Source organism: Kitasatospora sp. NPDC057518 (assembly GCF_042802075.1).
Taxonomy (GTDB): Bacteria; Actinomycetota; Actinomycetes; order Streptomycetales; family Streptomycetaceae; genus Kitasatospora.
Genome location: NZ_JBHVEU010000139.1, coordinates 1 through 19,155, shown reverse-complemented (window position 1 = coordinate 19,155; position 19,155 = coordinate 1). Strand labels below are relative to the sequence as shown.

At 73.9% G+C, this 19,155-nt stretch carries 20 protein-coding genes; 8 read left to right on the top strand and 12 right to left on the bottom strand.

The genetic code is table 11. From position 1 onward, the window contains the following. Positions 1-22: 22 nt before the first annotated feature. From ACFU7Z_RS16790 to ACFU7Z_RS16755, 8 genes are all read right to left on the bottom strand, one after another. Positions 23-844 (bottom strand): hypothetical protein, encoded by an 822-nt coding sequence (locus tag ACFU7Z_RS16790; RefSeq protein ID WP_380777957.1) that lies wholly within the window; start codon positions 842-844, stop codon positions 23-25. Positions 845-940: 96 nt separating this feature from the next. Next, entirely contained in the window at positions 941-1,243 is a 303-nt protein-coding gene (locus ACFU7Z_RS16785; protein ID WP_049652574.1) for a hypothetical protein, read from the bottom strand. A gap of 124 nt (positions 1,244-1,367) precedes the next feature. After that, positions 1,368-2,318: an SDR family NAD(P)-dependent oxidoreductase gene (locus ACFU7Z_RS16780; RefSeq protein ID WP_380777956.1), complete on the bottom strand. Its 951-nt coding sequence runs from the start codon at positions 2,316-2,318 to the stop codon at positions 1,368-1,370. Positions 2,319-2,442: 124 nt separating this feature from the next. Further along, entirely contained in the window at positions 2,443-2,931 is a 489-nt protein-coding gene (locus ACFU7Z_RS16775) for a hypothetical protein (protein ID WP_074002673.1), read from the bottom strand. Positions 2,932-3,085: 154 nt separating this feature from the next. Then, complete coding sequence (locus ACFU7Z_RS16770; protein ID WP_380777955.1) at positions 3,086-3,811, bottom strand: prolyl oligopeptidase family serine peptidase; 726 nt, start codon at positions 3,809-3,811, stop codon at positions 3,086-3,088. A 90-nt stretch (positions 3,812-3,901) separates the two neighbouring features. Continuing rightward, a complete protein-coding gene (locus ACFU7Z_RS16765) occupies positions 3,902-4,513 on the bottom strand; it encodes a hypothetical protein (RefSeq protein WP_074002671.1) in 612 nt (203 codons plus the stop codon). Between the two features lie 142 nt (positions 4,514-4,655). After that, the gene (locus ACFU7Z_RS16760) at positions 4,656-5,354 is read right to left on the bottom strand and encodes a response regulator (protein WP_380777954.1); all 699 of its coding nucleotides are present in this window, start codon (positions 5,352-5,354) and stop codon (positions 4,656-4,658) included. Then, positions 5,351-6,619: a sensor histidine kinase gene (locus ACFU7Z_RS16755; RefSeq protein WP_380777953.1), complete on the bottom strand. Its 1,269-nt coding sequence runs from the start codon at positions 6,617-6,619 to the stop codon at positions 5,351-5,353. The genes ACFU7Z_RS16760 and ACFU7Z_RS16755 overlap by 4 nt, the downstream gene beginning before the upstream one ends. Positions 6,620-6,783: 164 nt before the next feature. Between ACFU7Z_RS16755 and ACFU7Z_RS16750 the strand changes: the two genes are divergently transcribed. From ACFU7Z_RS16750 to ACFU7Z_RS16740, 3 genes are all read left to right on the top strand, one after another. Continuing rightward, positions 6,784-7,728, top strand: coding sequence for an ATP-binding cassette domain-containing protein (locus ACFU7Z_RS16750; protein WP_380777952.1), 945 nt, complete (start codon positions 6,784-6,786; stop codon positions 7,726-7,728). Continuing rightward, a complete protein-coding gene (locus ACFU7Z_RS16745) occupies positions 7,725-8,507 on the top strand; it encodes a hypothetical protein (RefSeq protein WP_380744695.1) in 783 nt (260 codons plus the stop codon). Before ACFU7Z_RS16750 ends, ACFU7Z_RS16745 begins: the two co-directional genes overlap by 4 nt. A 126-nt stretch (positions 8,508-8,633) precedes the next feature. Continuing rightward, positions 8,634-9,281 (top strand): 2'-5' RNA ligase family protein, encoded by a 648-nt coding sequence (locus tag ACFU7Z_RS16740; protein ID WP_380777951.1) that lies wholly within the window; start codon positions 8,634-8,636, stop codon positions 9,279-9,281. A gap of 73 nt (positions 9,282-9,354) precedes the next feature. Here ACFU7Z_RS16740 and ACFU7Z_RS16735 read toward each other — a convergent pair whose 3' ends face one another. Next, positions 9,355-10,257 (bottom strand): dihydrodipicolinate synthase family protein, encoded by a 903-nt coding sequence (locus ACFU7Z_RS16735; protein WP_380777950.1) that lies wholly within the window; start codon positions 10,255-10,257, stop codon positions 9,355-9,357. Continuing rightward, positions 10,257-11,054: an aldolase gene (locus ACFU7Z_RS16730; RefSeq protein ID WP_380777949.1), complete on the bottom strand. Its 798-nt coding sequence runs from the start codon at positions 11,052-11,054 to the stop codon at positions 10,257-10,259. Before ACFU7Z_RS16730 ends, ACFU7Z_RS16735 begins: the two co-directional genes overlap by 1 nt. A gap of 295 nt (positions 11,055-11,349) precedes the next feature. Here ACFU7Z_RS16730 and ACFU7Z_RS16725 point away from each other — a divergent pair, with 295 nt between their 5' ends. Further along, entirely contained in the window at positions 11,350-11,931 is a 582-nt protein-coding gene (locus tag ACFU7Z_RS16725) for a helix-turn-helix domain-containing protein (RefSeq protein WP_074002663.1), read from the top strand. Between the two features lie 127 nt (positions 11,932-12,058). Here ACFU7Z_RS16725 and ACFU7Z_RS16720 read toward each other — a convergent pair whose 3' ends face one another. Further along, positions 12,059-12,871 carry a hypothetical protein gene (locus ACFU7Z_RS16720; RefSeq protein ID WP_380777948.1) on the bottom strand — a complete coding sequence of 271 codons (813 nt, stop codon included), beginning with the start codon at positions 12,869-12,871 and terminating at the stop codon, positions 12,059-12,061. A 536-nt stretch (positions 12,872-13,407) separates the two neighbouring features. On the opposite strand from ACFU7Z_RS16720, the gene ACFU7Z_RS16715 reads away from it, so the two are divergent. Next, complete coding sequence (locus ACFU7Z_RS16715; RefSeq protein ID WP_380777947.1) at positions 13,408-15,345, top strand: ABC transporter ATP-binding protein; 1,938 nt, start codon at positions 13,408-13,410, stop codon at positions 15,343-15,345. A 65-nt stretch (positions 15,346-15,410) separates the two neighbouring features. Here the strand turns inward: ACFU7Z_RS16715 and ACFU7Z_RS16710 are convergent, their stop codons facing one another. Continuing rightward, on the bottom strand, positions 15,411-16,250 hold the full coding sequence (locus ACFU7Z_RS16710) for an SDR family oxidoreductase (RefSeq protein WP_380777946.1): 840 nt from the start codon (positions 16,248-16,250) through the stop codon (positions 15,411-15,413). A gap of 94 nt (positions 16,251-16,344) precedes the next feature. Between ACFU7Z_RS16710 and ACFU7Z_RS16705 the strand changes: the two genes are divergently transcribed. The 3 genes from ACFU7Z_RS16705 (at position 16,345) to ACFU7Z_RS16695 (ending at position 18,898) form a co-directional block, all read left to right on the top strand. Then, positions 16,345-16,710 carry a winged helix-turn-helix transcriptional regulator gene (locus tag ACFU7Z_RS16705; protein ID WP_380777945.1) on the top strand — a complete coding sequence of 122 codons (366 nt, stop codon included), beginning with the start codon at positions 16,345-16,347 and terminating at the stop codon, positions 16,708-16,710. A 158-nt stretch (positions 16,711-16,868) separates the two neighbouring features. Beyond that, positions 16,869-18,323 carry a DUF4157 domain-containing protein gene (locus tag ACFU7Z_RS16700; RefSeq protein ID WP_380777944.1) on the top strand — a complete coding sequence of 485 codons (1,455 nt, stop codon included), beginning with the start codon at positions 16,869-16,871 and terminating at the stop codon, positions 18,321-18,323. A gap of 179 nt (positions 18,324-18,502) precedes the next feature. Continuing rightward, the gene (locus ACFU7Z_RS16695; protein ID WP_380777943.1) at positions 18,503-18,898 is read left to right on the top strand and encodes a hypothetical protein; all 396 of its coding nucleotides are present in this window, start codon (positions 18,503-18,505) and stop codon (positions 18,896-18,898) included. Positions 18,899-19,155: the final 257 nt, after the last annotated feature.

The window sequence follows — 19,155 nt, the reverse complement described above, 5'->3', positions numbered from 1 at the left end:
GCGGCGGCGTACGCGGTCGGGGTCAGTCCAGGAAGCGGCGCAGCGAGTCCGCCATGGCCCGGACGAAACCCTCCCGGACCTCCTCGGCGACCAGGTCGAGGGAGAGGTAGGGGTTGAGGTCCTCCAGCTCGACCAGGAGCAGGCGCCCGTCCGGCGCGCGGCAGGCGTCCACCCGCTGGATCCCGTGGGCGAGCGTGTTCCAGTCGACGAAGCCGCGGGCGAACGCGAGGTCGGCGGCGCTCGGCTCGAACGGCTCCAGGACCCAGCGCCGGGCCGGGTCGGGCGTGTGGAGGGCGTACTGGAAGGCGTCGTCCACGAAGTAGAACGAGACCTCGTACCGGAAGTCGATCCGCGGCTGGACCAGTACCTCGCCCCACTCGACGCCGTCCAGCTCCTCGCGGGTGAGGAAGCGCAGGCCTATGCTGTCGGCGCCCTCCTCGGGCTTGACCGCGTAGCGCTCGGCGGCGGGCAGCCGGTCGAGGTCCTGCGGCCGGTCGACGGTGGGGATGACCGGGTGGCCCGACGCGGTCAGGTCCAGCAGGTACCGCTTCCCGGCCATGTCGCCCCGCCCGGTCAGCGGGTTGTAGACGCGTACGCCGTCGGCCAGCGCCTGGGAACGGAACCGGGCGTACTCCTCCCGGTAGTGCAGCACCGGGCCGCTGTTGCGCACCACGACCCCGTCGAAGCGCCCCATCAGGGACCGGGCGTCGAGCGGGTGGCACAGGGCCAGGTCGAAGTGCTCCCGCAGCCGGGAGGTGAGGAGGACGTCCTCGTCGCCGTAGCGCCGGCCGCGGGCGGGGTAGGCCAGGTCGGTCACGTACAGCAGGCTGGGCCGGTCGGGCACGGGGGCTCCCTCGGTCGGTGGTGAGGGAGCGAATCTACCGGCCGACCGGAATCCGGCCGTCCCCGCCGCCTGTCCGTACGGCGTCCGTGCGTCGGCTCAGGCCTGGAAGGTCCATTCGTTCACCAGGTCGAGGTTGCGGAACACCGGCGGCCCGTCGCACAGGGCGGCGGCCCGCGCGGCGAACTCCGAGGTCTCAGGGCGGTCGGAGTTCCGCATCGCCGCCTCGTGCGAGGGGAACTCCACGATGTTCAGGTACACGTTCTCGCCGTCGCGGTCACGGGTCTGCAGCGAGCGGGTCGCCAGCCGGTGGCCCGCGTTCTTCTCGACCCAGCTGTCGAGCAGGGCGTTGAACTCGTCGATCCGACTCGTCCGGTACTCGATGATCTGGATGAACCTCACGGGTCAACCTCCTCGGCTCCGCGCGGGGCAGCCGGCCGCCCCCTCCAGGGTCCCCCCGGCGCGCGTGCCCTGTCACCTCCTGGGATGGACGGGCACCGGGGGAGCCGCTGGGACGAAGCCGCCGCTACAGGAGGGCCAGGTCGGGCTCGACGCCGGCCGCTTCGCAGCTGGCGTCCCACAGGCGCGCGGCGAGGGCCGGATCGGTCATGTGGGCGCGGACCGGCTCCAGCTCCGGTGCGCCGCGCAGGCCGAAGGCCCTGGGCCCCCACAGCTGTCCGCCGCGCACCCGCGGGTCCAGGACGGCCCGGACGATCGGCCACGCGCCGCGGTCCTTGCCCTGGAGCAGCAGCCCGGCGGGCGCGCCCCGCAGCCGGCTGCCGCGGGTCGCCGCGTGCACCCCCGGGCGGGCCGGGGTCAGGGAGTCCAGGGCGCCGCCGGGATGCGCGACCAGGCTGAGCACGGTGCTGCCGCGGGCGCGCAGGCGGCGGTCGAGCTCGAAGGCGAAGGACATCTGCGCCAGCTTCGACCGGCCGTAGGCGCGCTTCGGGCGGTAGTCCCGGGCCGACTGGAGGTCGTCCGGGTCCAGCCGCTCGGAGCGCGCCGCGAAGCTGCCCACCGTCACGACCCGGGCGGCGGGCGCCGCGGACAGCAGCGGCGCCAGGGCCCGGGTCAGCGCGACGTGCCCGAGGTGGTTGACCCCGAACATCAGCTCGTGGCCGTCCTTCGTCGTGCACCGCGGCGGATCGTCGAGCGCGACACCGGCGTTGTGGACCACCGCGTCGAGGCGGTCGAGTCCGAGACCGTCCGCGGCGGTCCGCACGGACGCCAGGTCGGCGAGGTCCAGCCGGAGGTGGCGCAGCCGCGCGCCGGGGACGCGGAAGCGGATCGAGGCCATGGCGGCCGAGGCCTTCGCCCCGTCCCGGCTCCCGAGCACCACGACGGCCCCGGTCCCGGCGAGCTGCTCCGCGACGAAGTAGCCGATCCCGGCGTTGCCCCCGGTGACCAGGAAGGACCTGCCGGCGGCGGAGGGCAGCCGGTGGACGTCCCACGGCCGGCTGGGGTGGGTGGAGGACATGGCGGGGGCTCCTTCGGCTCGGGCGGTGCGTCGTCGGCGACGCACCTCCCGGCCAATGAACAACGCGCCACCCACAGACCGCTGATGGATCACCGTCACCACCGGCAGACCGTCGGCACCGTGCCTAGTACAGGTCGGAGCTGCGGATCGTCGCCCAGCTGATGCTCCGGCCGCCGCTGGGGTTGACGAAGACGACCTTGAGGCCGCCGAGGGCGGAGACCGCGAGGCTGGCGTTCGCGAGGGAGCTGGGCTTGAAGGTGTCGGCGCTCCAGCAGGGGTGGCTGTTGACGTCGTAGACGACGAAGTTCCCGTCGCCCTGCATGATCGCCTTGTAGCCGCAGCCCCAGGTCTTGGGCGCCTGCCACACGGCGTGGACGAGACTCGGGTCCTGGTAGGCCCGGTAGAGGACGAGGTTGCCGTCGTTCTGCAGGACCAGCTGGGTGTCGCCCGCCTCGATGTGGCCGCCGCGGTAGAGGATGCCGGGCTCGTTCAGGTACGCGCTGGGCGGGCCGTCGGCGTGCGCGGTCCCCGCCGACGCCACCGTCCCGACCAGGGCCAGCATGCCGGCCGCGATCCCGAGCACGGTGTGCCGCAGCTTCTTCGTCGTCTTCATGTCCCCGTGTGCCTCTCTCGTCCGTTCGCGCCCGTGAGCGTGTGGGGCGCGCTCTGCGGGATCGATCGTGCGTGACGGCGGTAGACAAACGATCAACGCCCAGGTGGACCGGCGTCAGCCGAGGGCCCTGGGCGAGCGGACCTCGGCCATAGGCCTAAGCGGGCTCCACGTGGCTGTCCGCGGCGGCCGCGGTGGGGGCGGGGACCGTTCGGAGGGTGGGATCGCCGGGGCGGGACTGGGCGAGCAGCCAGTCGTAGACCTCGGGGTCGTCGTACGTCCGGGTCCAGGAGTCGTGGCCGACGCCCGGGTAGCGGGTGAACAGCACCGGGCCGCCCAGTGCGCGCAGCGCGTCGACCAGGCGCTCGGTGTGCGAGACCGGGATGACCTCGTCCTCCTCGCCGTGGAAGGTCCAGACGGGGACGCCGGTCAGGCGCGGAGCGGACTCCCGCAGCCAGGAGCCGCAGACCGGTACGGCGGCGGCGAACCGGTGTGGGTACCGGGCGGCGAGCGCCCACGAGCCGGTGCCGCCCATGCTGAGGCCGGTCACGTACCGGCGGTCCGGATCGATCCGGACCTCCCGCTCCACCTCCGCCAGGAGGGCGGCGAGGCTGCTCAGCTCCGCCACCCAGGAACTGTGGGCCGGGCACTGGGGGGCCAGCACCACGAACGGCAGCCTCGCCCCCTCGGCGATCTGCCGGACCGGGCCGTGCGCGGCCAGGACCGCCGGGTCCTCGCCGCGCTCCAGGGCGCCGTGCAGGAAGAGCAGCAGCGGCCACGGCCCGGGCCCGTCCTGGTAACCGTCCGGCAGCGACAGCAGGTACCCCAGGTCGTTGCCGTCGTCGTCGACGGCGAACCGGCGGTGCTGGAACGGTGCGGACATGGGTTTCCTCCCGGACGCCGGGTCAGGGGCGGGGCCGCCCCCGTCACCTGTACCCGGTCAGCGCCCCGGTATCGCCCGGTGGCGGCCGCGTCAGGAGGTGGTCCGGGCGGTGCAGGTGCCGAGCTGGTCGCCGGGCCGGAGGGTGCCGTCGCCGAAGGTCTGGTTCATGACGGTGGCGAACTCGGGCAGGACGCTCATCCAGATGTCGGAGAGCGCGAGGTTGACGCGCGGCGGCAGCACGGACTGCACGTCCGGGCTGATCCGGGGCCGGGTGGGGATGTTGTACACCGGGAGGCGGGTGCCGGCGGGGTCGCTGCTGGTCTGCACGACGAAGGTGCTGTCGCCGGAGAGGCTGCCTTCGAGGTTCGAGACCTGCACGTAGCGGCCGGAGGCGTCGGTCAGGGTGAAGCCGCCCTTGGCCGCCGTCCGGATGTAGACGGAGTTCGCCAGGGTGACGGGGTTGCCGACGGAGGTGAGGTCGATGGTGACCGTCCCGGTGGCGTCGACGTCCCGGAAGGACGCGGCGTTGCCGCCGGGCGTCAGGGCCTTGAAGGTGATGCCGGGCTTCGCCCAGGTGAGCGTGCACTCGGCGCTGCCGGTGGCCATGTTCAGGGTGACGGGGGCGCCCGCGAAGGCGACGTGGGCGAGGGCTATGGTGCCGACGAGGCCCGCGGCGAGCGCGGCGACGGTTTTCGGGGACATCTGCGGGGACTCCTGGTGTGGCGGGTGGCTCCCCCCGGGCTCCCAGCGTTCCGGGCCCGCTGACGGGCGGCAAACCCGCTGCGCCGAGTAGCGTCATCACCCGCTGTCACGGGCGGCGGGGTCCAGGAGCCCGGGGCGGGTGTCAGGCGACCAGGGCCGCCCGGTAGGCGGTGATCACCAGGTGGACGCGGTCGCGGGCGGCGAGCTTCGCCAGCAGGTGGCCGACGTGGGTCTTGACCGTGCCAGTGCTGACGCACAGCCGCTCGGCGATCTCGGCGTTGGTGAGCCCGCGGCCGATCAGCGTGAGCACCTCCAACTCCCTTCCGGTGACGGCCTGGAGGACCCGCTGCCGCTCGCCGTCACGGTCCGCCGACGGTTCGGCGGGGCCGGTGGCGGCGGCGGTGAACGCGCGGATCAGCCGGCGGGTGACGCTCGGGGCGAGCAGCGCCTCCCCGGCGGCGACCACCCGGATCGCGGTCAGCAGGTCCTCGGGCGGGGTGGACTTGAGCAGGAAGCCGGAGGCTCCGGCGCGCAGCGCGCCGTAGATGTACTCGTCCAGGTCGAAGGTGGTGAGCACGAGGATCCGTACGCCGCTCTCGGCGGTGATCCGCCGGGTGGCCGCCAGGCCGTCGGTGCCCGGCATCCGGATGTCCATCAGGACCACGTCCGGGTGCTCGGTGCGGGCCAGCCGGACGGCCTGCGCGCCGTCGGCGGCCTCGCCCACCACGGTGAACCCGTCGGCGGCGGCCACGATCCCGGCCAGGCCGGCCCGGACCAGCGCCTGGTCGTCGGCGACCACGACCCGGACCGGCGGGGCGGAGCGCTCCCCGGCCGCCGTCATGACGCGGCCTCGACCGCGGCCTCGGCCAGCGGCAGGACGGCCCGGACCCGGAAGCCGCCGTCCGGGCCCGGCCCGGCCTCCAGGCGGCCCCGGTACAGGCCGACCCGTTCGGCGATCCCGGCCAGGCCGTGCCCGCCGCTGCCTGTCGCGATGCCGCCCGTCGCGACGACCGGCGTGCCGCACCCGGGGTCGGTCACCTCCAGCACCAACCGGTCGTCCTCGTACGCCACGTCCACCCGGGCCGAGTCGGTGCGCGCGTGCCTGGCCACGTTGGTCAGCGCCTCCTGGACGATCCGGAACGCCGACAGCTCGACGCCGTCCGACAGCGGCCGCACCCGACCGCCGACCCTCAGCTCGACCCGCACCCCGGCCTCCGCGCTGCTGGCCACCAGCCGTTCCAGGTCGGCGAGTCGGGGCGCGGGGGCGAACTCGGCGCCCGCTCCGCGGTCGGCGCCTTCGGCCGGGGCCCCGCGCAGGACGGTGAGCAGACCGCGCATCTCCACCATCGCGTCCCGGCTCACCGCCTGGATGGCGTCCAGTGCCTGCTCGGCCTTCGCCGGATCCCGGCCGATCACGAAACGGCCGTACCCCGCCTGGACGTTGACCACGCTCATGCTGTGCGCGATCACGTCGTGCAGCTCCCGGGCCAGCCGGATCCGCTCCTCGGCGAGCTCCTCCGCGAGCTCGGCCCTGGCGAGGTCCAGCTGGTGGCGGCGCAGCTCCGCGCCGTACGCGCGGTAGCGGGCCGCCGCGCTGCCGAGCGCCCAGGCGGTGACGACCGCCAGCGCGGCGAACACCAGGTTGTTCCACAGCTCCCGCGAGCCGAACCCGCTCAGCCCGGCGCCCACCAGCCCGAACGCCAGCGCGGCAGCGCCGACCCGCGGCGCGCCGACCGCCGCGACCAGGTAGACCGTCATCGTGGCGGCGAGCACCACCTGGAACCCGGCCAGGTTGGCGATGGTCAGCCGTCCGGCCACCGCCACGACCACCACCCAGGCGGCGAACACCACCCCGGCGGCGGCCACCGGCGCGAGCCGCCGCAGGCCGGCCGCCGCGCCGACGACGACCACGCACCCCAGCACCGCCACCAGCTCGGTCGCGGTCGGCTCGGCGTAGCCCCGGTGGTGCGGGTCGAACACCCGGTAGGCGTCCAGCACCCGCAGCCAGGTGAGCACGGTCAGGGCCAGGGAGACCGCCAGGTCGACCAGAACCCAGTGGCCCGGGCGGAGCCTTCCGGTCACCGGCGGGCGCGGGATGTCGGACATCGCCCCAGGCTAGCGGCGGCCCGCCGCCGGGGCATCGCCCCACAGGCCTACGACCACGGGCAGAGACCGGCCCCCGTCCGATGCCGGGATTCCGCCCACGGTGGGAGGCCGGGCCCCCGGTGCGGACGGGAGCGTGGAGGCACGCCACAAGGAAAGGCAGCACGATGATCGAGGTACGCGACCTCAGCAAGCGCTACGGCGGCACCCTCGCCGTGGACGGACTCACCTTCACCGTCCACCCCGGCCGGGTCACCGGCTTCCTCGGGCCGAACGGCTCCGGCAAGTCCACCACCCTGCGGATGATCCTCGGCCTGGACGCCCCGACCGCGGGGCGGGCCACCGTCAACGGCCGCCCGTACTCCTCGCTGCGCCAGCCGCTGCGCGAGGTCGGCGCGCTGCTGGACGCCGGTGCCGTCCACCCCGCCCGCTCCGCCCGCCACCACCTGCTCGGCCTCGCCGTCACCAACGGCATCGGCCCCCGCCGGGTCCGCGAGGTGCTGGAACTCACCGGTCTGGCGACGGCGGCCCGCCGCCGGGCCGGGCGCTTCTCGCTCGGCATGAAGCAGCGTCTGGGCATCGCCGCCGCCCTCCTCGGCGACCCGCCCGTCCTGCTGCTCGACGAACCCGTCAACGGCCTGGACCCGGAAGGCGTCCAGTGGATCCGCACCCTCCTGCGCGACCTCGCCGCCGAAGGACGGACCGTCCTGCTCTCCTCGCACCTGATGAGCGAAACGGCCCTGACCGCCGACCACTTGGTGGTCATCGGGCGCGGACGGCTCGTCGCGGACCGCTCGACGGCCGACTTCCTCGCCGAGCACGCCCGCACCGACGTCCTGGTGCGCTGCGCCCGTCCGGCGGAGCTGGCCCGGCTGCTGCGCGCGGCCGGGGCGGCCTCCGTCGGCGAGGAGCCCGCCGGAGCGCTGGCCGTCGTCGGCCTGGAGCCGTCCGCCATCGGCGAACTGGCCGCCGGGCACGGCATCGGTGTCCACGAACTCACCGTCCGGCAGGCCTCGTTGGAGCAGGCCTTCATGGATGCCGTCGGCGGCGCGGTCGACTACCGGGCCACCTCCACGTCTTCCGTCACGTCTCCCGGAAAGAGGACCGCATGAGCACCGCACCGACCACCCGGGGCGCCCTGGCCGGGGAGTGGGTCAAGCTGCGCAGCGTCCGCGCGACCCCGCTCGCCGCGGCCGTGGCCCTGGCCGCCGCGCTGTTCATCGGCCTGATCGACTACGCGAGCGCGGCCGACAACTGGGCCTCCTGGAGCGCCGAGCAACGCGAGCGCTTCGATCCGGTCCGCTACGGCTTCTCCGGCGGCTTCTACGTCGCCGTGCTGGCCGTCGGCACCCTGGGCACGCTGGCCGCCTCCAGCGAGTACACCACCGGCCAGATCCGCACCACCCTCGCGGCCGTGCCCCGGCGCGGCCAGGTACTCGTCGCCAAAGCCCTGGTGGTCGGCGGGGTTTCGGCGCTGCTCGGGCAACTGCTCGCCTTCCTGACCTTCCTGCTCGGCCGGCGCGCCCTGAGCGGCCGGCACCTCGCCGTCCCGCTCGGCGCCCCCGGCGTGGCGCGCGCCGTGGTCGGCTGCGGCCTGTTCCTGTCCGCCTTCGCCCTGCTCGGGCTCGCGCTCGGCTTCGTCCTGCGCCACACGGCGGGCGCGGTCGCCGCCCTGTTCGGCCTGTTCTTCCTCTCCCCGATGCTGCTGGCACCGCTCGGCGACGGGGTGTCACGGTTCGGCCTGCAGAGCGTCTTCGAGGGCCTCGGCACCACGGTCGCGTCGGCGGGCGCCGACCGCCTCGGCCCGGTCGGCTGCTTCGCCGCCCTGGCCGGCTACCTCGCCGTCGCCTTCACCCTGGCCGCCCTCGGCCTGTCCCGCCGGGACGCCTGACGCCGGGGCCGGTACGGAGCGGGGGATCCGCCCGTACGCTGAACCCCGTCGTACGGTCGACAGCCTCACCCCGGACGGGCCGCCGCCCCGCCGGGCCGCCACCGACCCCGATCAGCAGGAGGCGACGTGAAAGCGTTCCACCCGACCTTCGGACAGCGGCCCTGGCCGGACGGCCTGTGCGCCCTCCAGGTGTACGCCCTGCCCGACCTGCCGGCGGGCTCGGCCCTGCACACGCTCCTCGCCGGCCTGCGCGAGGCCCTGGCCGGCTTCCCCGTCCTGCCGGTGCCGGACGAGCGGACGCACATCACCCTCGACATGCTCACCTCCGCCCCGGCGGACGCCGTCACCGACGCCGAACGCCGCGACCTCGCCGACCGGTTGCGGGCCGCGGTGGCCGGGAGCGGGCCGATCGCCCTCCAGGCCGGCTCGCCGCTCGCCTACCGCACCGGCGTCCGCCTCGACCTCCACCCCGACGGCGACCTCGCCGCCCTCCAGCACCGCGTCCGCGGCGCCGTCCACCGGGTGTTCGGCCCCGACTCCACCGCGTACCCGCTCGGTGTGCTCCACACCACCGCCGCCTACGCGGCCGCCGACACCGACAGCGACGAGCTGGCGCAGGCCATCCACCGGGTCCGGCCCGGCCACGCCCCGTTCACCGTGAACCGGATCATCGTCAACGAGGTGTTCTGGCGGCGCGTCCCGGTGGCCGGTGCGGACCTGCCGGGGTGGCGGATCTGCTGGGACACCGTCGCCACTGTCCGGCTCGACCAGTAAGCCCTGGTGGTGCCGGCTCCCCTGTGCGGGGACGGGTGTCCTCGTACAGGGGAGCCGGTGGGGGCGGGCACCGTCAGGCGGCGGAGGGCGGGCGGAGACCGGTGAGCAGCTCCCGCAGCTGCGCCGTCTCCTCCGGGGGCAGCGGCAGCAGCGGCGGCCGGGGCGGCCCGGCGGGGCGGTTCCGGATCTCCAGGCCCGCCTTGACGGTCCGGGGGAGGCCGTGCCGGACGATGAACCGCAGGAAGGGCAGCAGCTCCCGCAACAGCGCGTCCGCGCGCTCCTGCTGTCCGCCGACGGCCGCGGCGTGGAGCTCAAGCACCGGCTGCGGGACGAGGCAGGGGGCGGCCGTGCACCAGCCGGCGGCTCCGGCGCGGAAGGCGTCCAGGGCGAGCGGGTTGCTGCCGTTGTAGACGGACAGCTCTCCGCCGGACAGCTCCCGGATGGCGCGGAAGCGGGACACCTCGCCCGAACTCTCCTTGACCATCGTGAGGTTGGGGATCTTCCGGGCGAGCGCGACCACCGTCTCCGGGCGCAGGTCCACGCCGCTGGTGCCGGGGTTGTTGTAGAGCATCATCGGCAGGTCGGTGGCGCGGGCCACCTCGTCGTAGTGCCGGGCGAGTTCGTCCTCGGTCAGCTTCCAGTACACCTGGGGCAGCACCATGATCGCGGTGGCGCCGTGGCGGGCGGCCACCCGGGCGCGGCGGACGGTGCCCTCGGTGCTCCAATGGGAGACGCCGACGAGGGTGGGCACCCGCCCGGCCACCGCGTCCAGGGTGGTCTCGCAGACCGCGTTCCACTCCTTCCCGGTCAGGTAGGCGCTCTCGCCGGTGCTGCCCAGCGGGGCGACGGCGTGGCTGCCGGCGGCGACCAGGTCGCCGGTGAGCGCGCGCAGTGCGGCCAGGTCGACCTCGCCGGTGGCGGCGTCGAAGGGGGTGACCGGGTAGGAGATGATGCCCTGCAGGGGCGGATTGGCCATCAGAGGTCCACCTGTCCGTTGACGCAGTCGGGGTGAGTGCGCAGTGCCTTGCGCGCGTAGTACGCGAAGTTCGCCCGGCTGCGCCGGTCGGTGGAGGTCCAGTCGTGGGCCTCGCGGGCGAGCGCCGGGTCCAGGGGCTGGATGGTCCCCGCCGACATCGCCAGCAGTTGCAGGCGGGCGGCCCGCTCGATGAGCAGCGCCAGGGTGCACGCCTCCTCGATCGTGGAGCCGGTCACCAGCTGGCCGTGGTGGGCCAGCAGGACGGCCCGCTTGTCGCCGAGGGCGGCGGTGATGATCTCGCCCTCCTCGTTGCCGACCGGTACGCCCGGCCAGTCCTTGAGGAAGGCGCAGTCGTCGTACAGCGGTGTGGTGTCCATGTGGGAGAGCACCAGCGGGACTTCCAGCATGGCCAGTGCGGCGGTGTGCAGCGGGTGGGTGTGGATGACGCAGTTGACGTCCGGGCGCGCCCGGTAGATCCAGGAGTGGAAGCGGTTGGCGGGGTTGGGCATGCCCGTGCCCTCCAGGACCTCCAGGTCCTCGTTCACCAGGAGCAGGTTGTCCTCGGTGATCTCGTCGAAGCCCAGGCCCAGGCGCTGGGTGTAGTAGGTGCCCGGTTCGCGCCCGCGGGAGCTGATCTGCCCGGCGAGCCCCGAGTCGTGGCCGCCGTCGTACGCGATCCGGCAGGTGAGCGCCAGTTTCTGGCGCGTGGTCAGTGTCGAGTCCCCGAAGTGCCGGTCCATCTGCCGCGCGGCGCGGTCGACGAGGACGTCCTTCGAGTCCTGCAGGGTGTTCGCCATGTGTGTGCTCCGGTTCTCCGGCCTCGCCCCGGCGGCCAGGCCTGTGTCCGGAGCCGTGGCTCCGGAGGAAACGTTGTTCACCATAGGACACAAGGTTTCCTGCGACAAGGGCGGCAAGGGCGACAGGGGTAGCGAGGGAGCAGGGGCGGGGAGGGCGGCACGGGTCGCGGGGGTGGGCGGGGCGACGGCCGGCGGGCGGGCCTCCCGGGTGGGCCGGCGGCGCCGCGGCGTAGCATGGCCCGCCAGAGGACACGGTGTGTCATCGGAGGTGGATGGCACGGGAGAGGAAGAACCAGTGATCAACCGGGTGCGGCAGCTGCGCAAGGAACGGCTGATGACCCTGGAGGCGCTGGCCGAGCGGTCCGGCGTCACCAAGAGCTACCTGTCGAAGGTCGAACGCGGCCAGAGCGTTCCCTCGATCGCCGTCTGCGCCTCCCTCGCCAAGGCCCTCGAAGTCCCCCTGGACAGCCTCTTCGCCGAGGCCGAGGAGCTGAGCGAGGTCACCGTCACCCGGGCCGCGGAGCGCCAGGCCCTGACCGCCCCGGACGAGCCCGGCACCCGCTACGAGGGGATGGCGCTCGACGCCGGCGCCAAGGGCATGACCCCGTTCATGCTCTACCCGCCGCTCGACGACGGCCCCGCCCCGTTCCGGGACCACCCCGGCGAGGAGTTCGTCTTCGTCCACGAGGGACGGGTCGAACTGGTCCTCCCGTCGCGCGCGATCACGCTCGACCCCGGCGACTGCGTCTACCTCAAGGCCACCACGCCCCACCGGCTGCGCTCGCTGGGGGCCCGGCGCGCCACCGTCCTCCTGCTGGTCTCCAGCGACCACGGGGCTCCGGACGACGCCCGGCCCCCGTACTCCCGGCTGCCCTGAGCCGCGGCGGGCGCGCCTGTCCGGGCTCGCGCTCCGCCGCGGGCGGTGACGCCGAGGTCGCCGCCGGCGCCACCGCCCCGGGGCTCGTCGTCCCGGGTGGGCCGACTACCCGGCGCTCATCCGACGCTCACCTGGCCGTCTTCGACAGCGGCACCGCCAGCTGCATGAGGTTCGGCAGCCGGCCGAGGATGTTGTCGCCGCTGAGGAACAGCAGCCGGTCGCCGAGCCGCGTCACCACGATCTCCTCGCTGTGGTACGGGCCTTGGGGCACCTTCTTCACGTCGACGGCCTCGTCGCCGAGCCCCGGCACCGGCTGCAGCGTCACGGTCAGCGGAATCGCCTTCCCGTCGATCCCCTTGCCGGTGAAGGACGTGCAGCGGTCCGCGTACGCCCGGATCTCGCCGAGCAGCTTGGCCGCGTCGCCGGCGTGGTAGGCGCCCAGGTAGACCTCGACCCTGTTCTCGCCGTCGTAGACCTCGTTCGTCGCGCCCGAGGCCCTGTAGTCCAGGGAGAGGACGCTTCCGGCGAGGCGCATCTGGGTGCACGGCTCCTGGGGCAGGACCGGCTTGGCCGGCTCCTCCAGGACGTAGGTGCCGGAGTCGTTCTCGCTGCCGTTGCCCTCGATCCGCCACCCGGCGGGCAGCGTGGCGGCGGTCGGCAGCAGCTCGCGCAGGGCGGCTCCGGTGGGGATCGGCGGGCCGGTCGGCGTACTGCTGGGCGAGCCGAACGCCGGGGCGCCGGACGCCTGGAGCGTCGGCGTGGACGTCGGGGCGGCACCCGGGGAGCCGGCGCCGCCCGAGGTCGCGGACGGCTTGTCGGGGACGGCTCCCGGGCCGGTTCCCGACCCCGCTCCCGGATCGGAGGAGCACCCGGCGATGACGGCCGCGGCCATCGCGGCCGCGCCGACCACGAGGGGAATCCTGACGTTGTTTCGGACCATGGACACAAGAACCCTTCCGCACAAGCTCACTGACGGTGAGCATCGTGCCCGATCCAGTTGGCCCGGGACATGAGTATCCGTACTCAACTCCTGCCGCCCCACCCGCCTCAGGAACCTGGCGACGCGGCAGCCCCTCGGGCGGCAGACCAGCCGAACGGGTGAATCCGGCGACGGCCGTGCGCCGCCCGCCCGCTTGGCATATGCGCTGAACCATGCCCGGAACGTGCTCGAAAAGTCCCCGTTCGACCCGGGCTCGCCCGGAGGCGAATCCACTTGAACGCCGCGCTCGAACAGCACCATCATCGGACGCCCAGCCGCCCGTAACGACTCCGTCGGACCGGTCAACTCAGCCTGAGGAAAGGCCACTTGAGCTTTCCTGTCGGCCGGGACCGGTGAGTCCGCACGTCCGCGCACCGCTCCGCTCCTGGAGGATCTGTGGCCTGTTCCCCCGCCCCGTCGATCCACGTCCCACCCGTCCCCGGGGCCCTGGTGGCCCGCCTGCCGCTGGCCCCCGCCCCGCGCGAGGAGGCGAACGCTTGAGCACCACGACGGCGTCGGCCGAGGCCGCCGACGAGGAACTGCAGTGGCTCGCCGACGGACGCCGCATCGAGGCGATCGAGGCGATCAGCGTCAGCGCGATGGCCCGCCGCCTGCCCGCGCTCGTCGTCCGCGCCTTCCGCCTCGGCTGGCGCATCGACCGCACCTCTGTCGCGCTGCTCCTGACCTGCCAGGCCGTCTCCGCGGTGCTCGGCGCGGCCGGCCTGTTCGCGACCACCGGCACCATCTCGGCCCTGTTCGGCCCGGGGCAGGTCGGCGACAAGCTCACCCGCGCGGCGCCGTCGATCCTGGTCATCGCGGCGGCGGCCGGCGCCCGCTCCCTGCTGGGCATCACGATCCGGACCGTCACCATCCACCTGTCGCCCCGCATCTCCCGGGAGGCGGAGGCCGCGGTGCTGCGCGCCACCGTGGCGGCCGAACTGACCGCCTACGACCACGCCGGCTACAACGACGAACTGGAGGCCGCCGACCGCGGCGCCGAGGTCTGCGTGGACATCGTCGGAGAGGCGCAGAACCTGCTCGCCTCCCTCGCCTCGCTCCTCGGCGCGGCCGGCGTGCTGACCGTGCTCCACCCCGCCCTCCTGCCGCTGCTGGTGCTGGCGGCGCTGCCCCAGGGCATCGCGTCGGTGCACGCCGCCCGGGTGCAGTTCCTGGCGAACCGGGCGGCCGTCGGCGACCGCCGGATCATGGCGAACCTGCGCTGGTACATCCACCTCAAACGCAACGCCGACCAGGTCCGCTCCGACACCATGGGCGAGTTCCTGCTCGTCAAGTACGACCAGGTCGGCCGGCGGCTGGACGCCACCTCGCGCCGCGCGGCGATGCAGAGCGCCCGGGTGTCGGTGATCGGGGCCGCCGCCTCCGGCCTCGGCACCGCGGTGGTGTGGGCGGCGATGCTGTGGCTGGTCAGCACCGGCCGGATGAGCCTGCCGCGCGGCGGAGCGGCGGTGTTCGCCCTGACCGCTGTCAGCACCAGCCTGCGCGGCATCGTCGGCTACGGCGCGGACCTCTTCCGCACCGGCATGTACCTGGACGACTGGTCGAGCTTCCTCGACACCGCCGGCGGCCACCGGCCCAAGCGCGGCACCGGGACGCCCGAGGCCCCGCGCCGGATCGCGGTGGAGAACCTCGACTACGCCTACCCCGCCTCCGACCGCAAGGCGCTGGACGGGGTGAACCTGCACGTCGAACGCGGCGAGATCCTGGCCCTGGTGGGGGAGAACGGCTCCGGCAAGACCACCCTCTCCAAGCTCCTGGCAGGGCTCTACCTGCCCGACGCCGGAGCGGTGCGGTGGGACGCGGCCGACACCCGCGACCTCGACCCGCACGCCCTGTGGCGCCAGGTCGCCGTCGTCCCCCAGGATTACGCCCGCTGGCCGCTGACCTGCCGCGAGAACATCACCCTGGGCCAGCCCACCGCCGACGGCGACGCGGCGGTGCTGCGCGCCGCCGACGCCTCCGGGGCGGCCGACGTCGTCGCCCGGCTCCGCCGGGGCCTGTCCACCCTGCTCGCGGTGGAGTGGATGGGCGGCGAGGAACTGTCCGGCGGCCAGTGGCAGCGCCTGGCCATCGCCCGGGCGTTCCACCGCGAGGCCGGGCTGCTCGTCCTGGACGAGCCGACCGCCGCCCTCGACCCGCGCGCCGAGCACAGGATCTTCCAGAACCTGCGGGCGGTCGCGCGGGAGCGGGCGGTCGTCCTGGTCACCCACCGGCTCACCAACGTGGCCGTCGCCGACCGGATCGTCGTCCTGGAGGACGGGAAGGTCCTCCAGGAGGGCACGTTCGCGGAGCTGGTGGCCGAGGAGGGCGGCCGGTTCAGGGAACTGTGGGACCTGCAGAACGAGCGCACCGGCCTCCCAGCCCAGCGTGGAGGTGCCGCGGTCCGGTGCGCTGTGCCGGAGGAGGACGCGTCGTGAAGTCCCGCATCCGGTAACGGTAGTGGACCGACAGGCCCTGGACGTTCCGGCGGTGCCGACCGGGTTCAGCGGAACGCGGCGGCGTGCCGGGCGGCCCAGTCAGCGAAGGTGCGCGGGGCGGTGCCGAGGACCCGCCGCACGTCCGGGCTGACGCGCAGCTCGGCGGGGTTCGGGGAGCCGAGGATGTCCAGGGTGTCCTCGGCGAGCTCCACCGGCATGCTCCGGGCCATGGCGGCCCGGGCCTCGTCACGGGTGAGGTCGTGGAACCGCACCGGCGTGCCCAGCGCGGCGGCGACGGCCTCCGCCTGCCGGCGCGGGGTGATCACCTCCGGACCGGTCAGCTCGTACACGGCGCCGGTGTGCCGGTCGTCCACCAGGCAGGCCGCCGCGACCTCGGCGATGTCCGCCGGGTCGACGATCGGCACACCGACGTCGCCGAAGGGGGCGGCGACGACCCGGTGCGCGCGGACGGACTCGGCCCACCACAGGGCGTTGGAGGCGAATCCGCCCGGCCGCAGGATGCTCCAGTCCAGGCCGGAGTCCCGCAGCGCGTCCTCCACCGCGCGCATCGCGATCCGCGTCGGGCCGAAGGGCCTGGTCGCCACGCCCTGGGAGGAGAGCAGGACGATCCGGCGGACCCCGCCGGCCGCGGCCCGGCCGATGATGTCGGCTGGGCCGGCTCCGGCGGCGTGCAGGTCGCCGGACAGCAGCAGGAACAGCGCCTCCGCCCCGGCCAGCGCCGGTGCGAGGCCGGCCGGATCGGCGAGGTCGGCCGTCACGTGGCGGACACCGTCCGGTACGGGCGCCGCGTGCCGCGACACGGCCGTCACCGGCAGGCCCGCCTTCGCCAGCGCCCGCGTCAGCGGTCGGCCCACATTCCCGGTAGCCCCGGTCACCACGATCATGGTCAGCTCCTTTTGCCCGATGGACTCTGTGGCCTTCACGCTAGGAGCGGCGGCTAACCCTTGGTAAGGACGTACCTTGACGTAAGCTCAGCACATGGAGGTAGGTGCGCAGGACAAGCAGGTCGAAACCGGGCGGCGGTATGAGGTGTTTCACACCGACTGCCCCGCGCGCGACATGGTCGACCACGTGACCAGCAGGTGGGGCATCTGGGTGCTGATCTCCCTGCGGGCCAACGACCTCCGGTTCTACGAGCTGCGCGAGAGCATCCAGGGCATCAGCGAGAAGATGCTCGCCCAGACCCTGCGCGCGCTGGTCCAGGACGGCCTGGTCTGGCGGAAGGTCGAGCCGACGACGCCGCCCCAGGTCACCTACGGGCTGACCGAGTTCGGCCGGGACCTCGGCGAGCCGCTGGAGGACCTGTTCGGCCGGATCACCCGACGGCTGCCGCCGCGCGGCTGACGGTTCGCCCGGGTCGGGCTCGGCCGTCGGTGCTCGTCGGGACGGACGTGTTGCCCGTACGGGCAGTGCATCGTGCCCTCGCGCCCCTTACCCGCGACCGCCGCACCGGGTATGTAGGGGGAACACCACGAAACTGCCGTCCCCACGAGCGGAGTTCCATGCACGCGCACGAGCCGACGAAGGACGAGAAGCAGCCGCAGCGCACCCCCAGGAGCGCGGCCACACGGTCCGGGGAGGCCCCGGGCGGCGGCCAGGCGCCCGACCAGCTCCTCGGGCTGCAGCGCACCGTCGGCAACGCGGCCGTCGTCCGGATGCTCCAGCGGAGCGGGCACGGGCACCGGCACGGCGCGGGCTGCGGCCACCAGCCGCCCGTGGAGGAGCCGGTGCAGCGCTCCGCCGTGCACGACGTGCTGCGCACGCCGGGCAGGCCGCTGGACGAACCGCTGCGGCGGGACATGGAATCCCGCTTCGGCGCCGACTTCTCCGACGTCCGTCTGCACACCGGCTCCGCGGCCCGCGACTCCGCCGCCGAGGTGGGCGCCCGTGCCTACACCTCCGGCAGCCACGTCGTCATCGGCGACGGCGGCGCTGACAAGCACACCCTCGCCCATGAGTTGACGCACGTCATCCAGCAGCGCCAGGGTCCGGTGGCCGGTACGGACAACGGGTCCGGGCTGAGCGTCTCCGACCCCGGGGACCGCTTCGAGCGCGAGGCCGAGGCCAACGCGGTCCGGGTGATGAGCCGGATGCCCGAGCAGAGCGACCACGGCCTCGAAGAAGCCCCCGTCCAGCGGAAGGCGGACACCACGGCCCGGGGTACGGCGCGCGCCGCCGGCGCGACGGCCGTCCAGCGCTACGCCCAGGTCACCACCGAGGAGTTGGGGCCGGCACGGGTCTCGCAGAACGGCCTCTACCTCCTGACCGCCGATCCCGCGGCGGACACCACCGTCATCTGGGTCGCGGAGGGCGCCCCGGCGCCCCGGTACTGCAAGGCCACCGGGCAGAGCGGGCAGATCGGGGGACGCACGTACGCGGAGTACGAGCCGAAGACGTCCTTCCTCGCGGACTGTGCCCACACCGCCGAGGAGATCATGCACCGGCAGCGGCTGGCCCTGGGGCAGGACGCCAGCGAATTCGCCCTGGGCGGCCACCAGTTCGGCCTGGGCGACGCGGAGAACGCGCAGGGAGCGGCGGCCTACGCGAACGCCCGGCCCGGCGGCCCGAACGCGAACGGCGAGGAACGGCCGGGCCCCGGCCAGGCGTTCGCCATCGTGGAGACCGCGTGGGACGAGGACTTCGAGCACCCCGACAACACCAGCGGGTGGCCCTACCACGTGGCGGCCGTCGTCGCCGAGGACGGCGACGACCGGATCACCGTGGAGCAGGCCGCGGACGGCAACGACGCCAAGGCCCGGCAGGGGTACGAGGGCATCGTCGACATCTATACGGCGGGCACGGACCCGACCAACGGGCAGGCGCTGCCGCACAGTTTCCACGGGCGGAACACCGGCGGCCCGGTGCAGCACTTCTCGGCCGGCGCGATCACCGTCATCCTCCAGCCGATCAACGTGGGCGCCCTGAACAAGGAGGGCGGCAGCCGGAAGCTCATGTGATCCGACCTGACCCGCCTGCTCTGAACTCTGACGCGAACTCGCCTGCTGTTACAAGGAAGTGACGTTCCGTCCACAACCGAAGTGCCCAGCGGGGCGTCCCTATAGGTGACAGAGCCCGAGTCACGTCGATCGCATCGGTCGGGCCTCGGGCCAAACCCTCCTGTGAAAGGAGTGCACCCGTGATCGTCTCCAAGCGGAACTCCCTGCGCCTGGCCGCCGTGGCCACCCTCAGCGCGCTCACCGTCGGGCTGGCGGGCACCGCCATGGCGGCCACCCCGGCCGTCCAGCCCGTGTCCGCCGCGCAGGCCGGCATCACCGCCAAGCCGTCGGTCTCTTCCGTCCAGGCGTGGCAGCTGTTCCGGGTCACCGGCACGACCACCGGCCTCAAGGCCGGAAGCACGGTGACCCTGCAGCAGAAGCAGCACGGCGCGTGGGTCACCCTGCCCGCCTCCGTCCACACCAACAGCAAGGGTTCCTACTCGCTCGGCGTGAAGCTCGGCATCAAGGGCCTGAACGAGCTGCGCATCGTCAGCGGCAGCACCGCCTCGCCCGTGTTCACCGTCACGGTGCGCTGACCCGCACTCCCCGACGCGGACCCGCACGGCGTGCCGAGGTGGCCCGGCCCTGACGCCGGGCAGCCGGATCGGTGCCGTGCGGGTCCTGGCGTGCTCGTACGGCCCGGTATCGGGAGATGCCCGGGCCGTACGCCGCTCGACCGGGAGGCGGTGGTGCCGCGCTGTCGCCGGTCCTCTGGATGGGTGTACCGAGTGCGTCGAACAGGCCGAGGGCCAGGCGCAGTTCGTGTTCGGCCCGGGGCGGGTGGCTCCTGGTG